This window comes from Rhodocista pekingensis, from assembly GCF_042665545.1.
GTDB classification, from domain to species: domain Bacteria; phylum Pseudomonadota; class Alphaproteobacteria; order Azospirillales; family Azospirillaceae; genus Rhodocista; species Rhodocista pekingensis.
Genome location: NZ_JBHTCM010000010.1, coordinates 21,969 through 37,291, shown reverse-complemented (window position 1 = coordinate 37,291; position 15,323 = coordinate 21,969). Strand labels below are relative to the sequence as shown.

Genomic DNA, 15,323 nt, shown 5'->3' with positions numbered 1-15,323 from the left:
AAAACGAAAAGCCCGGCGGTTACCCGCCGGGCTTTTCAACTGGTCGGAGAGAGAGGATTCGAACCTCCGGCCCCTGCCTCCCGAAAGCAGTGCTCTACCAGGCTGAGCTACTCTCCGGTCGATCTCCCCGGCGGCGCCGGAGAGGTGTCGGCCCCGGCATCGCCGGGGTGGCGGCGTATATAACGAAGGTAAGCCGCCACTGCAAGGGTTCTGTTGCATCCCCGGAGCGGTTTCCGCACCGGGGGCCGGACCCCTGCCTGTTCCGTCAGAAATCCCGGCTCACGACGAAGTCGATCACGTCCAGCAGGGCGCGCTTGATCCGGCTGTTCTGGAACAGGCCCAGCGCATCGCGGGCGACAGCGCCGTAGTGGCGGGCGCGCTCGACCGAATCATGCAGGGCGTTGTGCCGGGTCATCAGCGCGATGGCGTGCTCCAGGTCGCCCTCGCGCTGGTCCAGGTCCTCCATGGTGCGGCGCCAGAACTGCCGCTCCTCCTCGTCGCCGCGGCGGAAGGCCAGGACGACGGGCAGGGTGATCTTGCCCTCGCGGAAATCGTCGCCGATGGTCTTGCCCAGGCGCGCCTGCACCGCGGAATAGTCCAGCACGTCGTCCACGAGCTGGAAGGCGATGCCCAGATTCATGCCGTAGCTGCGCAGCGCCTCCTCCTCGGCGGGGGGGCGGTCGGCCACGATGGCGCCCAGCTCACAGGCGGCGGCGAACAGCTCCGCCGTCTTCGCCTTGATCACCTCCAGATAGGCTTCCTCGCTGGTGTCGGTGTCGTTCGTCGTGGTGAGCTGGAGCACCTCGCCCTCGGCGATCACGGCCGAGGCCGTGCAGAGGATGCGCAGCACGTCCAGCGAGCCGTCCTCGACCATGATCTGGAAGGCGCGGGCGAACAGGAAGTCGCCGACCAGCACGCTGGCCTTGTTGCCGAACACGGCGTTGGCGCTGGCCTGGCCGCGGCGCAGGTCGCTTTCGTCCACGACGTCGTCGTGCAGCAGCGTCGCCGTGTGCAGGAACTCCACACAGGCGGCCAGCGCCGTCTGGCGGGTGCCCTGGTAGCCGCAGAGCTGCGCCGCGGCCAGGGTCAGCACCGGGCGCAGGCGCTTGCCGCCGCCGGCCACGATGTAGCCGCCGAGCTGCGGGATCAGCTCGACAGAGGAGTGCATCCGCGAGAGGATCTGTTCGTTGACGGCGTTCAGATCGTCGGCCACCAGCGCGATCAGCGCTTCCAGGGCATCCGAGCCTGCGTTGCTGCGCTTGGGGTCGAGATTGGCGACGACGGCCACTGCCGGATACTCCTGTTGTTCTACTGCGTTAAACGCGACGACGGGACGTGTTACAGCGGTGTCCGTTGACGGCCCGGACTGTGTCCGCGAGCATAATCTCCGGTCCCGAGGGGTCAAGGGCCGCCGGGCGAAGCGTCGCATAACCTTTCGCGCCGGTCTCCGCAATTCCACGGTAACCATCCGTCCATCCTTCGCCGCAGGGACGGGCTCGGTCGCAGTGACGCACATCACAGCCGGCACGGCCGCCGCACGGCCGGGAACGGGGTGGCATGAAGGTGCTTCTGGCGAGCAACGACGCGGTCGAGATCTCCTTCGTCCGCGCCCTCCTGGCCGATGCCGGCATCGACGCGCTCGTGCTCGACGATTTCACGGCCGGCATGGAAGGCTCGATCGGCGCCATCCCGCGCCGGATCATGGTCGCGGACCCGGACATCGGCGCGGCGCGGAACCTGCTGTGCGCCGCCGGGATCGGCACGGCGGCCAGGGCTGACGGGAGGGGGCTGACGGGAGCGGGCGGGACGATGACGGACGGTGACATGGCGGCCACGCTGGACGGCTGGGCGGAGGAGGCGCTGCTGGGCGGCCGGGTGCGGCTGCTGCAACCGCACCGCGGCTATCGCGCCGCCATCGACCCGGTGCTGCTGGCCGCCGCGGTCCCCGCGCGGGACGGCGAGGCGGTGCTGGAGCTGGGTGCCGGGGCCGGCGCCGCCACCCTCTGCCTTGCGGCGCGCGTGCCCGGCTGCCGCCTGACGGCGCTGGAGCGGCAGCCGGAGGCGGCGGCGGCCCTGCGGCAGGGCGTCGCCCTGAACGGCTGGCAGGACCGGATCGCCGTGCTGGAGGGCGACCTGCGGACACCGCCCCCGGGCCTGCCGCTGAACGGATTCGACCGGGTGCTGATGAATCCGCCCTTCTACGAGGCGGGCCGCCATACGCCGTCGCCCGCGCCCGGCAAGGCCGCCAGCCACGGGGAGGGGGAGGCGACCCTGGCCGACTGGGTGCGGGCGGCCCTGCGCCACCTCAAGGGCCGCGGCACCCTGACGCTCGTCCACCGGGCCGACCGGCTGGACGCCATCCTGGCCGCCCTGCACGGCCGTTTCGGCGGCATCGTCGTCTTTCCGCTCTGGCCGCGGGCCGGGCAGCCGGCGAAGCGGGTGCTCGTCCACGCCGTGCGCGACGGCCGCGGCCCGCTCAGGCTGGCGTCCGGGCTCGTGCTGCACGGGGCGGAGGGGCGTTTCACCCCGGCGGCGGACGACGTGCTGCTGCACGCCGCCCCCCTGGAGCTGTAGGCCCTGCCTTCCCATATGGCCACCATGCTGATCCGCCGCCTCCGCCGCCTGCTCGGCCAGACCCCGCCCCCCATCGTCTCCGTCGTCCGCCTCTCCGGCATCATCGGGGGCGTGGGCGGATTCCGCCCGGGACTGACCATTGCCGCCACCGCCCCCCTGCTGGAGCGCGCCTTCGCCCCCAGGGACCAGGTCGCCGTCGCGCTCATCATCAATTCTCCCGGCGGTTCGCCGGTGCAGTCGGCCCTGATCGGCGGCCGAATCCGGGCGCTGGCGGACGAGAAGAAGCTGCCCGTCATCGCCTTCGTGGAGGATGTGGCGGCGTCCGGCGGCTACTGGCTGGCCTGCGCCGCGGACGAGATCGTGGCCGATGCCAGCTCCGTCGTCGGCTCCATCGGCGTCGTTTCCCGCGGTTTCGGCTTTCCCGAGGCGCTGCGCCGGCTGGGGATCGAGCGGCGGGTCCACACCTCGGGCACCAACAAGAACATGCTCGACCCCTTCCAGCCGGAGCGGGCCGAGGATGTGGAGCGCCTGAAGTCCCTCCAGGAGGAGGTCCACGAGTCCTTCAAGGACTGGGTGCGCCGCCGCCGCGGCCCGAAGCTGACGGTGCCGGAGGCGGAGCTCTTCACCGGCGAGTTCTGGACCGGCACGCGCGGCCTCACGCTCGGGCTGGTGGACCGGCTGGGCGATGCCCGCACCGTGCTGCGCGAGCGTTACGGCACGGACGTGAAGATCCGCATGGTCGGCCAGCGCCGGTCCCTGGTCCAGCGCCTGGGCGGCGGCGAGTCCCGCATCGCCGGCCTGCCGGGGTCGGCCGATCTCGGCGCCGGCATCGCGGCCGGCCTGCTCGCCGCGGCGGAGGAGCGGGCGCTCTGGCAGCGCTACGGCCTCTGACGTCCGTCCCCGCTCCGTCGGTCCCTGCCGCACCGCGGTGAAGCCCTGCCGCGGCGCACGCGGCACGCTTCCCGTCGCGGCGGAAGCGCGCTAGCCTCCGCCCCTCGCAGGGCATAGGACCCTGTGCGCAATGAACAGGGAACAAGGAACAGGGCAATGGCGACAGCGCGGCAGGTCTTGGCGGCGGTCCTGGGGACCGTCTTCATCGGGGGGGCGATGGCGGGCGGTGCGCTCGCCCAGCAGCCGGCGCCCACCGCTTCGGCGCCCTCGGGCCTGGCGGCGGTGGAACCCGCCAGCATTCCGGAGTCGGCCATCGCCATCGCCCGCGGGCTTCAGCAGAAGGCGCTCACCGATCCCACCTCCTATGCGCTCGTCGAATCGCTGACCACCCGGGTCGGCCCGCGCCTGCCCGGCACGCCGGGCGACCGCGCGGCCGTGGCCTGGGCGGTGCAGGCCATGAAGGACATCGGCCTGAAGAACGTCCGCACCGAGGAGGTGCCGGTGGTCGGCTGGCTGCGCGGCGGGGAGAAGGCGGAGGTGCTGGCGCCCGCGCCGCAGCCGCTGGTCGTCACCGCCCTGGGCTACAGCGCGGCCACGCCGCCGGGCGGCATCACGGCCGAGATCGTGCAGTTCGACAGCTTCGCCGATCTGCGCGCCGCCCTGCCGGGCAGCCTGGAGGGCAAGATCGCCTTCATCTCCGGCCGCACCGTCCGCACCCAGGACGGGGCGGGCTACGGCGCCGCCGTGGTGGCGCGCTCCCGCGGGCCGGCGGAAGCCGCGAAGAAGGGGGCGGTCGGCCTCATCATCCGCTCCATCGGCACGGAGTCGCACCGGCTGGCCCATACCGGCATGATCAGCATTGAGGGCGGGCTGCCGCCGCTGCCGGCGGCGGCCGTCTCCAACCCCGACGCCGACCAGCTCGAACGGCTGCTGAAGCTGGGCCCGGTCCGCATCCGGCTGGAGCTGACTCCGACCCTGCCGGGGCAGGTGACCAGCCACAACGTGATCGGGGAGATCCCCGGCCGCGAGGCGCCGGAGGAGATCGTCCTGCTCGGCGCGCATCTGGACAGCTGGGATCTCGGCACCGGCGCCATCGACGACGGGGCCGGCGTCGGCATCGTCATGGGGGCGGCCAAGCTGATCGGGGAGCTGCCGCAGAAGCCGCGCCGCACCCTGCGCATCGTCCTGTTCGCGGCGGAGGAGGTCGGGCTGGTCGGCGCCAAGGCCTATGCCGAGGCGCACAAGGCCGAGCTGGCGAACCATGTCGTCGGCACGGAGGCCGATTTCGGCGCCGGCCCGGTCTACCGCTTCGCCACCTTCTTCTCCCCGGAGGGCAAGGCCGCGGGGGACGCGATCCAGGCGGCGCTGGCTCCCATCGGCGTTCTGCCCGGCCCGAACAACGCCTCGGGCGGGCCGGACATGGGGCCGTTGCGCCGGCTGGGCGTGCCGGTGGTCAGCCTCGCCCAGGACGGATCGGACTATTTCGATGTCCACCACACGCCCGACGACACGCTGGACAAGGTGGACCCGAAGAAGCTGGCGCAGAGCACGGCCGCCTTCGCCACCTTCGGCTGGCTGGCGGCGGAAGGTCGCGGCAGCTTCCGGCCGACGCCGCTCCAGCCGGAATAAGCGGCCGGGGCAAGGGCGGCACCGGGAACGGCAGGGCCGCGCACAGGAGGGCGCACACAGGAAGGCGCACACAGGGGGGACGCGCAGGGGGGGCGCACAGGGGCCGGTGTCCGCCGGCCCCGACTTTCCGTCTTGCGCTACGGCGCGTCGTCCCCAAGTCTGGCCCGCCGCCGTTCCCTCCGCCCTGTTCGCTCCATTCCGGTCTTCGCCCATGCTCTCCTTCGCCAAGCTCCTCACCCTCGCGGCCCTGGTCGCCGCCGTCTGGTACGGCTTCAAGCTGGTGACGGCGCTCCAGCGCCGGCGCGACGGGCTGCTGCGCGAGCAGGGGCGCGACCGGCCGGAGCGTCCGTCCCGGCGGGGCCGCGGCTCCCCGTCCGCTCCGGTGACGGAGGACGTGGTGGAATGCCCCGTCTGCGGCGTCTATGTGGCGGAAGGCACGGGCGCCTGCGGCCGGCCCGGCTGCCCGCGCCGCGGCTGACGCGGGTCCGCCTTCACCGGTCCGGGCGCGCAGGTTCCCCCAGCGCCTGTCCGGGCGCGCATGCCGGGAGCGCGCCCCGGCCTTTCCTGGCCCTGCCTTGATTCCGTCGGTTGCGGCCACTAAGGTGCGCCGCACCGCAACGAAAACTAAAAGCACCAGGCATGGCGGCCACCGGCGACGGCAGGAAACCCCTCAGTTTCCAGGGGCTCATCCTCACTCTTCAGCAGTTCTGGTCCCGCCAGGGCTGCCTGATCCTCCAGCCCTACGACATGGAAGTGGGGGCGGGGACCTTCCATCCGGCCACCACCCTGCGCGCGCTGGGTCCCGATCCCTGGAACGCGGCCTATGTGCAGCCCTCGCGCCGGCCGAAGGACGGCCGCTACGGCGAGAACCCGAACCGCTTGCAGCACTACTACCAGTTCCAGGTGATGATGAAGCCGTCGCCGGCGGACATCCAGGAGCTTTACCTGGAGTCCCTGCGGACCATCGGCATCGACCCTGACCTGCACGACATCCGCTTCGTCGAGGATGACTGGGAGAGCCCGACGCTGGGCGCCTGGGGCCTGGGCTGGGAGGTCTGGTGCGACGGCATGGAGGTGACGCAGTTCACCTACTTCCAGCAGGTCGGCGGCATCGAGTGCGATCCCGTGGCGGCCGAACTGACCTACGGGCTGGAGCGGCTGTGCATGTATCTCCAGGGCGTGGAGAACGTCTACGACCTCGCCTTCAACGACCACGGCGTGAAGTACGGCGACGTGTTCAAGCGGGCGGAGATCGAATACAGCGCCCATAACTTCGAATACGCCGACACCGCGATGCTGTTCCGCCACTTCCAGGACGCGGAGACGGAGTGCCGGGCGCTGCTGGAGAAGGGGCTGGCGCTGCCGGCCTACGACCAGTGCATCAAGGCCAGCCACCGCTTCAACCTGCTGGACGCGCGCGGCGTGATCTCCGTCGTGGAGCGCCAGAGCTACATCCTGCGTGTCCGCGACATGGCCCGCCGCTGCTGCGAGGCATGGCTCGCGGATGCCTACCGCACGTCCCGGACGAAGGCCGCCTGACCCATGGCCGAGCTGCTGATCGAACTCTTCATGGAGGAAATCCCCGCCCGCATGCAGGTGCGCGCCGGGGAGGACTTCAAGCGCCTCGTCACCGACCGGCTGGCCGCCGCCGGCATCCAGTTCCAGCGGGCCGAGGTCCACACCACGCCGCGCCGTATCGCGCTGGCGGTGGAGGGCATCCCGACCCGGCAGGCCGATGTGCGGGAGGAACGCAAGGGCCCCCGCGTCGGCAGCCCCGAGCAGGCCCTCCAGGGCTTCCTCCGCGCCGCCGGCCTGACGGACATTTCGCAGGCGGAACAACGCGACACCGGCAAGGGCGTGTTCTATTTCGCGGTGATCGAGAAGCCGGGCGGGGCCACCATCGACGCGCTGCCGGCCCTGATCGACGGCGCTATCCGGGAGCTGCCCTGGCCGAAATCCATGCGCTGGGGGGCGAACCAGTTCCGCTGGGTGCGCCCGCTGCACGGCATCGTCGCGCTGTTCGACGGGCAGGTGGTGCCCGGCGGGCTGACCATCGGCACCATGGAACCGCACCCGGAGGCGTCGGAGGGCAACGCCTGCCTTGCCGGAGAGGCCACGGCCAGGGTCATCCGTTACGGTAACGAAACGAAGGGTCACCGCTTCCTGTCGCCGGGCACGCTGACCGTCACCTCGTTCGAGGACTACAAGGCGAAGCTGCGCGGCGCCCATGTCATCCTGGACCGGGAGGAGCGCAAGCAGCTCATCCTGGCCGGCGCCCGCGCCGCGGCGGAGGCCGAGGGGCTGGTGCTGAAGGACGATCCGGGCCTGCTGGAAGAGGTGGCGGGGCTGGTCGAATGGCCGGTCGTGCTGGTCGGCGGCATCGACGCGCAGTTCATGGATGTGCCGGCGGAGGTGCTGACCACCTCCATGCGCACCCATCAGCGTTATTTCGCTCTCGAAACGACCGAGGGTCGGCTTGCCCCGCGCTTCGTCGTCGTGGCGAACCGGCCGACCGTGGACGGCGGTGCCGCCGTCGTCGCGGGCAATGAACGGGTGCTGCGCGCGCGCCTCTCCGACGCCAAGTTCTTCTGGGACCAGGACCTCGCCACCCCGCTGGAGACCCGGCGGGAGGCGCTGGCCGACATCAAGTTCCACGAGAAGCTCGGCACCATGCTGGAGCGGACGGAGCGGATCGAGGCCCTGGCGGTGGAGATCGCCGGCACCCTCGGCCTCGACACCGGCGCGCTGGAGCGGGTCCGCATCGCCGCGCGCCTGTGCAAGGCCGACCTCGTGACCGGCGTGGTGGGCGAGTTCCCGGAGGTGCAGGGCATCCTCGGCGGCCATGTCGCCCGCGCCCAGGGCCTGCCGGCGGACGTGGCCGACGCCATCGCCGACCATTACCGCCCGCTCGGCCCCTCCGACCGCGTGCCCACCGATCCGGTCGCCGTGGCCGTGGCGCTGGCCGACAAGATCGACACCCTGGTCGCCTTCTTCGGCATCGACGAGAAGCCGACCGGCAGCCGTGATCCCTTCGCGCTGCGCCGGGCCGCCCTGGGCGTGATCCGGCTGCTCGTGGAGAACGGGCTGCGTGCCAGCCTGCTGCCGCTGTTCGGCAGGGCCGCCGTCGCCGTTCCCGCGCAGGCCGGCGACACCGTCGGCACCGACCTCCTCTCCTTCTTCGCCGACCGCCTCAAGGTGGCGCTGAAGGAGAAGGGGGTCCGGCACGACCTGATCGACGCCGTGTTCGGGCTGGGTGGGCAGGACGATCTGGTGCTGCTGCTGAAGCGGGTGGACGCGCTGGCCGGCTTCGTGGCGTCGGAGGACGGCGCGAACCTGCTGGTCGCCTACCGCCGCGCCGCCAACATCCTGCGCATCGAGGAGAAGAAGGACGGGGTCAGCTACAGCGGCGGCGGCATCGATGCCGCCCGGCTGGAGCAGGCGGAGGAGCGCGCGCTGGCCGCGGCGCTGGACGCTACCGCCGCCGATCTGGCCCCGCTGCTGGCGGCGGAGGATTTCGGCGGCGCCATGCGCCGGCTCTCCGCCCTGCGCGCTCCGGTGGACGCCTTCTTCGACAAGGTCACGGTCAACGCGCCGGACGCCGTCCTGCGCGCCAACCGCCTGCGCCTGCTCGCCCGCATCCGCGACACGCTGAACGGCGTCGCGGACTTTTCGCGGATCGAGGGCTGAGGATGCTTGACGATGCTGCCGGCGGGGCGGCACGGCGGTCCGGGGCGGGGTCGGAACCCCGCACGGGCTCCGTCCGTTCCCCCCGCCGGTCGGAGTATGCGCGCGACACCGGCCGGCGCAACATGGGCGGTCGATCTGTTGCGCAGTGTTGCGTATCCTGTGGATAACTTTCCCCACCACTGAACCAGGATCGGTACGGACCATGAGCAGCAAGTGGGTGTACAGCTTCGGCGAAGGCAGGGCCGAGGGCCGGGCGGAGATGAAGAATCTGCTCGGCGGCAAGGGCGCCAACCTGGCGGAGATGAGCAATCTCGGCCTGCCGGTCCCGCCGGGCTTCACCATCACGACCGAGGTCTGCACCTGGTTCTACGCCAACGGCCGCAGCTACCCGGCCGATCTGCGCGCCCAGGTGGACGCGGCGCTGGCGGCGGTGGAGGCGGTCGTCGGCATGCGCTTCGGCGATGCCCGGAACCCGCTGCTGGTCTCCGTCCGCTCCGGCGCCCGCGCCTCCATGCCGGGCATGATGGACACGGTGCTGAACCTGGGCCTGACGGATGCCACGGTGCAGGGTCTGGCCGACCGCTCCGGCGACGCCCGCTTCGCCTATGACAGCTACCGCCGTTTCATCCAGATGTACGGCAACGTCGTGCTGGGCGTGGAGCACCACCATTTCGAGGAGGTGCTGGAGGAGGTGAAGCGCGAGCGCGACTACACCTTCGATACCGAGCTGAAGGCCGAGGACTGGCAGGCCGTCATCGCCGGCTACAAGGCGGTGGTGGACCGCACCCTGGGCCGGCCCTTCCCGCAGGACCCGGTGGAGCAGCTCTGGGGTGCGATCGGCGCCGTCTTCGGAAGCTGGATGAACCAGCGCGCTATCACCTACCGCAAGCTGCACGACATCCCCGCCGACTGGGGCACGGCCGTCAACGTCCAGGCCATGGTGTTCGGCAACATGGGCGACGACTGCGCCACGGGCGTGGCCTTCACCCGCAATCCCTCGACGGGCGAGAACAAGTTCTACGGCGAGTACCTGATCAACGCCCAGGGCGAGGACGTGGTGGCCGGCATCCGCACGCCGCAGCACCTGACCATCGCCGGGAAGGAGGCCAACGGCTCCACGCTCCCCTCCATGGAGGAGAGCATGCCGGAGGTGTTCCGCCAGCTCGACGCGGTGCGCCTGAAGCTGGAGCGGCACTACCGCGACATGCAGGACATCGAGTTCACGGTGCAGCAGTCGAAGCTCTACATGCTCCAGACCCGCACCGGCAAGCGCACCGCTGCGGCGGCGCTGAAGATCGCCGTGGACATGGCGCGCGAGGGGCTGATCGACGAGCGCACCGCGGTGCTGCGGATCGAGCCGAAGTCGCTCGACCAGCTCCTGCACCCCACGCTCGACCCCAAGGCGAAGAAGCAGATCATCGCCAAGGGCCTGCCGGCCTCGCCGGGGGCCGCCTCGGGCAAGGTCGTCTTCACGGCGGAGGAGGCGGAGCGCCTCTCCGAACTGGGGGAGAGCGTGATCCTCTGCCGGGTGGAGACCTCGCCGGAGGACATCCACGGCATGCACGCCGCCCGCGGCATCCTCACCACCCGCGGCGGCATGACCAGCCACGCCGCCGTGGTGGCGCGCGGCATGGGCCGCGCCTGCGTCGCCGGGGCAGGGGAGCTGCGCATCGACTACAAGCGCGGCACCATGCTGGTGCGCGGCGTGGAGGTGAAGGCGGGCGACATCCTCACCATCGACGGTTCCACGGGTGAGGTGATGCTGGGCGAAGTGCCGACCATCCAGCCCGAGCTGTCCGGCGACTTCGCCCTGCTCATGGGCTGGGCCGACCGCTTCCGCCGCATGAAGGTCCGCACCAACGCGGAAACGCCGCTGGACGCCCGCACGGCGCGCAAGTTCGGGGCGGAGGGCATCGGCCTCTGCCGCACCGAGCACATGTTCTTCGACGCGGACCGCATCGTCGCCGTGCGCGGCATGATCCTGGCGGACAACGAGGCCGGCCGCCGCGCCGCGCTCGCCCGGATCGAGCCGATGCAGCGCCAGGATTTCGTGGAGCTGTTCAAGATCATGACCGGCCTGCCGGTCACCATCCGCCTGCTCGACCCGCCGCTGCACGAATTCCTGCCGGCGTCGGAGGCGGAGATGGAGGAGGTGGCGGCCTCGACCGGCACCGATCTCCAGAAGGTCCAGCACCGCGCGCACCAGCTCCACGAGGCGAACCCGATGCTGGGCCATCGCGGCTGCCGTCTCGGCATCTCCTATCCGGAGATCTACGAGATGCAGGCCCGCGCCATCTTCGAGGCGGCGGTCGTGGTCTTCCAGGAGACGGGCGAGACCGTGACGCCCGAGATCATGATCCCGCTGGTCGGCACCCGGAAGGAACTGGACATCCTCAAGGCCGTGATCGACCGCGTGGCGACGGAGGTGTCGCAGCGCAGCGGCCGGCCGCTGGAATACCTGGTCGGCACCATGATCGAGCTGCCGCGCGCCGCCCTGCGTGCGGCCGAGATCGCGCGCACGGCCGAGTTCTTCAGCTTCGGCACCAACGACCTGACCCAGACCACCTTCGGCATCAGCCGCGACGACGCGGCCTCCTTCCTGCCCGACTACCAGCGCACCGGCATCTTCGAGCAGGACCCGTTCGTGACCCTGGATACCGACGGCGTGGGCGAACTGGTGCAGATCGCCGCCGAGCGGGGCCGCGGTGCCCGCCCCGGCATCAAGCTCGGCATCTGCGGTGAGCATGGCGGCGATCCGTCGTCCATCTACTTCTGTGAGAAGGTCGGGCTCGACTACGTGTCCTGCTCGCCCTACCGCGTGCCCATCGCCCGCCTCGCCGCCGCCCAGGCCGCGATCCTGGGAGAGAAGGCGGCCAGCGAGGCCTGATCCCCGCGCGGGACGGATCTGGACAGGGGGGCCGCCGAGCCCCCTTTTCCATGCCTGCCCCTCTTGCGTGCCTGCACGGCGGTCGGGGCGCGGGCACGGGCAAGGAGCGGGCAAGGAGTGCGCAAGGAAAAGGCCCCCGGGCGGCTGCCCGGGGGCCTTCCATGTCCGCGGTCGGATTCCGCGGCGGGTGTGTTACTGGCCGCTGCCCGACCCCGAGCGGGTGGTGGTCGTGGTGCTGTTCGTCTCGCTCTGACCGCGGTCGCGGCTCAGGGAGACGGTGTTCTCGTCATACTCGAACTCCGGCATCTGCTCGACCTGGTTGCGGGTCAGGCCGGTGACGGTGATCTCCTCGCTGCCCTGCTGGATCTGGGCCTGCTGGAACGGCACGGCGATGTCCTTCGCGCCGATGCCCAGGAAGCCGCCGCTGGAGATGACGATCTGGCGGGCCTCGCCGGTGTTGGCGTCCATGATGACGTCCTTCACGTCGCCCAGCTCCTCGCCCGAGGCGTCCACGACGGTCTTGCCCATCAGCTTCTCGGCCGAGGTCCGGCCGGCGGTCGCGCTGCCGCCCATCGTGCTGCCGGACGTCGTGCCCTGCGCCGTGGAGCCCTGGGTGGTGGTGCTGGGAGAGGTCATGCCCGGCGAGGTCGAGGTCGTGCCCTGGCCCATGGTGCCCGGCGAGGTCGAGCCCTGGGTGGTGGTGCTCTGCGTCGTGGTCGTGCTCCGGTCGTCGGGCTGGGTCGCCGTGCTCTGCGCCCAGGCGGTGCCGCAAACCAGCAGCGCGGCGGCCGAAGCGGCGCCGATCAGTTCCTTACGCATGTGGTCTTCCTCCGTCTGGATGGTCTCTTTCAGTGCGCCGTTCCGCGCACCTGCATCCCGACGAACACGCGCCCCCGTCGCCTATTCCCGGCCCGGTCGGGACAAAAAAGGGACAGGCGACATCCGCTGCCGGTCCTGCCCCGCGTCAGTCCGCCACCGGCTCCGGCAGAAGGGCGGCACGGGGGGCCGCGGCAGTGCCCGCGGTCGCCCCCTGCATCCCGGTCGCCCCCTGCATCCCGGTGGCCGTGGCGCGGAGCTGGTCCGCGATCTCCGCCAGCCGCAGGCCCAGCTCGCGGGTTGCGGCCTGGGTCGCAGTGGCCGCGGCCGCAGCGGCTTCGGCTGCGGCGGCCTTCTCCGCGGCGTCGGCCGCGGGCGCTTCGGCCGCTTCGGCGGCGGCGCGCTCCGCCGCGGCGCGCTCGGCCCCGGCCGTGTCGCCGCGCTCGGCCAGCGCCTGCAAGGCGGCCGTCGTCTCGGCCAGCGCGCCGGCCACCCGCTCCAGCCCGGCCAGCCGGGTGCCCAGGTCCCCGGCCAGGGCCGACAGGGCGGCGGTGGCGGCGTCGCTCCGTCCGGGCAGTCCGGTCAGCGGGGCCAGCCCGTCGGCAACGCCGCGCAGGGTTTCCGTCGTCGCCTCCTGCCGGACCAGCGCCGCCGTCAGACTCGTCTCCAGGGCGGTGGTGGCCGCCGCGGCTTCCGTCGCCACGGCGCGGCTCTGCTGGTGCAGTTCGGCCGCGGCATCGCGCAGCCGCAGGGTCACCGTGTCCAGCCCGTCCGCCAGCATCCGGCTCAGCCGCTCCGCCGTGCCGCCGGCCGCCTCCGCCCGCTGGGTCAGGAGTGCCGCCGTCTCGTGCAGCCGGTCCAGCACCTGCTCGGCGAGCTGGGCCTGCACCGGCTCGGCGCGGCGGCGCTCCATCTCCCCGGCCAGCCCGTCCGCCAGCCCGTGGATCTCCCCCACCGCCTTGGACAGCAGCCCGGTGCGCGACGCCAGCTCGGCGGCGGTGGCGCTCAGCGCATCCTCGATCCGGCCGATCCGTTCCACCACGGGGGCCAGCCGGTCCTCCTGCACCCGGGCCGACTGCTCCACCGTCCGCGCGGCGGTGTTCAGCTCCTCGATGGCCGCGTCCATGCGGTCGCCGTTGCTGCGGCCGCGCTCCTCCAGGATGCCGGCGGTGCGGGCGATCTGGTCGGTGGCGCCGTCCATGCGGCGGGTGGCGGCGTCCAGCGCCCCGTTCAGCCGGCCCGTCGCCCCCTCCAGGGCCAGATCCAGGCGCTGGGCCGCGTCCTCCATGACGCCGTCCAGCCGCCGGGTGGCCTCGCCCATGGCCCCGTCCAGCCGGTTGGTAGCCTCGGCCAGGGCGGCGGCCAGGGCATGCTCGGCGTCGCCCACGGCGGCCACGATGCGGCCGACATCCGCGCCGGCGGTGCCGGCCGTGCCGGTGAGAAGCTCTCCCGCCGCCCGCATCACCTTGACCGCCGCCAGCATCTTCGTCTGCACGTCGGCCAGGGCCTCGGACAGCGCGCGGGTGGCGGCGCGGGCCTGTTCGGAGCTGTCGTGGATGTCCGCGGCGCTGCCGGTCAGGCCGCGCAGGGTGTGCCCGACCTCCTGCCCGGTGTCGGCCAGGGTCTCGGCCAGCCGCTCGGCGTTGCGGCGGAGATTGTCCACCAGCCCGTCCAGCCCGCCGCCGGGGCCGCGGGCGTCGAAAGCACGGACCTGGGCGGCGGCGTGGGCCAGCAACTCGCCCGACTGGCGGATCTCCCGGTTGCTCTCGCCGGAACTGCGGGCGACGGCGGCGCACAGGGTCTGCACCTGCGCCAGCGCCACCTCCAGCTCGCCCTTCATCCGGGCCAGGGTCTGCTCGGCCTCCGTGCCGCTGGCGGCCAGGGCGGTGCCGGCCTCGCGCAGGCGGCCCTGCACGGCCTGGAACAGGTCGCCGGCCCCGCCTTCGAACTTCAGCCGGACGCGGCCCTCCTCCGTCAGGACAGAGATGTCGGGCAGGTCCGCGACCTGCCGGCGGAACCCCTCCAGGCTCCGGGCCAGTGCGCCGAACTCGTCCGTCCGCTCCGTGCCCCACAGGCCGCCGCGCCAGTCGCCGCGGGACAGCGCCTCCACCGACCGGCGCAGCTCCGCCAGCGGCGCCAGCACCCGCACCCGGAGCAGCAGCAGCAGGGCCAGCGCCAGCAGCACCGCCACGGCCGCTGCCGTCAGGCCCAGCCAGAAGCCCTGCATCGCCAGCGGGGTCAGCCGGGCCGCGGCCTCGGCGTCGCGCTCGCCGTGGAAGGCGGCGATGCGGTCGGCCAGTTCGGCATGACGCAGGGCCAGCAGCGTGCCGGCGGGGCCTGCCAGCGCGTCGGGGCCGGCGGCCAGGGCCTGCCGGTATCCCTCCAGCAGCTTGCGCAGGTCGCGCGCCAGCGCGGATTCGGAGGCGCCCAGGCGGCGGGACTCGAAGGCCCGCAGGTCGCGCTCGGCCGACTCCAGTGCGGCGTCCATGGCGGCGCGCGGTTCCGCGGCGCGGCTGCTCTGGTAGAGCCAGAGGCTCTGGAGGAAGCCGCTCTGTCCCAGCCGCTCGCGGAAGGACTCCAGGCTCGCCTCCTTCGCCGCGGTATCGGCGGGAAGCGCGGCCAGGCTGGCCGACACCTGCCCGAACCGGGCCAGATTGAAGGCGCCTGCCGCCAGAAGCCCGCCGCCGCCCAGCACGGCGGCCAGCGCCAGCGCCGCGCTCAGCCCGCGCACCGTCCATCCTGCCCGGATCAGCGGCATGCCGCCCTTCCTTCCCCCCGGTTCCGTCCGGGGTAAGGTTACCCAAACAGGTTGCCAAATACACCCGTCCGCAGCGTCCGC

General features: G+C 72.2%; 10 protein-coding genes and 1 tRNA gene. 7 read left to right on the top strand and 4 right to left on the bottom strand.

Going from position 1 to position 15,323, the window contains the following annotated elements:
- Nucleotides 1-40: 40 nt before the first annotated feature.
- Together ACFQPS_RS08405 and ACFQPS_RS08400 are read right to left on the bottom strand one after the other, a co-directional pair.
- Nucleotides 41-117, bottom strand: a tRNA-Pro gene (locus ACFQPS_RS08405).
- Nucleotides 118-265: 148 nt separating this feature from the next.
- A complete protein-coding gene (locus ACFQPS_RS08400) occupies nucleotides 266-1,288 on the bottom strand; it encodes a polyprenyl synthetase family protein (RefSeq protein ID WP_377358095.1) in 1,023 nt (340 codons plus the stop codon).
- A 269-nt stretch (nucleotides 1,289-1,557) separates the two neighbouring features.
- On the opposite strand from ACFQPS_RS08400, the gene ACFQPS_RS08395 reads away from it, so the two are divergent.
- From ACFQPS_RS08395 to ppdK, 7 genes are all read left to right on the top strand, one after another.
- Nucleotides 1,558-2,574 carry a putative signal transducing protein gene (locus tag ACFQPS_RS08395; RefSeq protein WP_377358093.1) on the top strand — a complete coding sequence of 339 codons (1,017 nt, stop codon included), beginning with the start codon at nucleotides 1,558-1,560 and terminating at the stop codon, nucleotides 2,572-2,574.
- Between the two features lie 24 nt (nucleotides 2,575-2,598).
- The gene (locus ACFQPS_RS08390) at nucleotides 2,599-3,465 is read left to right on the top strand and encodes a S49 family peptidase (protein ID WP_377358091.1); all 867 of its coding nucleotides are present in this window, start codon (nucleotides 2,599-2,601) and stop codon (nucleotides 3,463-3,465) included.
- Between the two features lie 156 nt (nucleotides 3,466-3,621).
- On the top strand, nucleotides 3,622-5,094 hold the full coding sequence (locus ACFQPS_RS08385; protein WP_377358090.1) for a M20/M25/M40 family metallo-hydrolase: 1,473 nt from the start codon (nucleotides 3,622-3,624) through the stop codon (nucleotides 5,092-5,094).
- Between the two features lie 211 nt (nucleotides 5,095-5,305).
- On the top strand, nucleotides 5,306-5,572 hold the full coding sequence (locus ACFQPS_RS08380; protein ID WP_377358088.1) for a hypothetical protein: 267 nt from the start codon (nucleotides 5,306-5,308) through the stop codon (nucleotides 5,570-5,572).
- Nucleotides 5,573-5,733: 161 nt separating this feature from the next.
- Nucleotides 5,734-6,633, top strand: a complete 900-nt coding sequence (locus tag ACFQPS_RS08375; RefSeq protein WP_377358086.1) for a glycine--tRNA ligase subunit alpha — start codon at nucleotides 5,734-5,736, stop codon at nucleotides 6,631-6,633.
- Nucleotides 6,634-6,636: 3 nt separating this feature from the next.
- Nucleotides 6,637-8,781 (top strand): glycine--tRNA ligase subunit beta, encoded by a 2,145-nt coding sequence (gene glyS / locus ACFQPS_RS08370; protein WP_377358084.1) that lies wholly within the window; start codon nucleotides 6,637-6,639, stop codon nucleotides 8,779-8,781.
- Between the two features lie 202 nt (nucleotides 8,782-8,983).
- Nucleotides 8,984-11,668, top strand: a complete 2,685-nt coding sequence (ppdK, locus tag ACFQPS_RS08365; protein WP_377358082.1) for a pyruvate, phosphate dikinase — start codon at nucleotides 8,984-8,986, stop codon at nucleotides 11,666-11,668.
- A 192-nt stretch (nucleotides 11,669-11,860) separates the two neighbouring features.
- Here the strand turns inward: ppdK and ACFQPS_RS08360 are convergent, their stop codons facing one another.
- Nucleotides 11,861-12,487 (bottom strand): PRC-barrel domain-containing protein, encoded by a 627-nt coding sequence (locus ACFQPS_RS08360; protein ID WP_377358080.1) that lies wholly within the window; start codon nucleotides 12,485-12,487, stop codon nucleotides 11,861-11,863.
- 145 nt (nucleotides 12,488-12,632) lie between these two features.
- On the bottom strand, nucleotides 12,633-15,242 hold the full coding sequence (locus ACFQPS_RS08355; RefSeq protein WP_377358078.1) for a hypothetical protein: 2,610 nt from the start codon (nucleotides 15,240-15,242) through the stop codon (nucleotides 12,633-12,635).
- Nucleotides 15,243-15,323 lie beyond the last annotated feature (81 nt).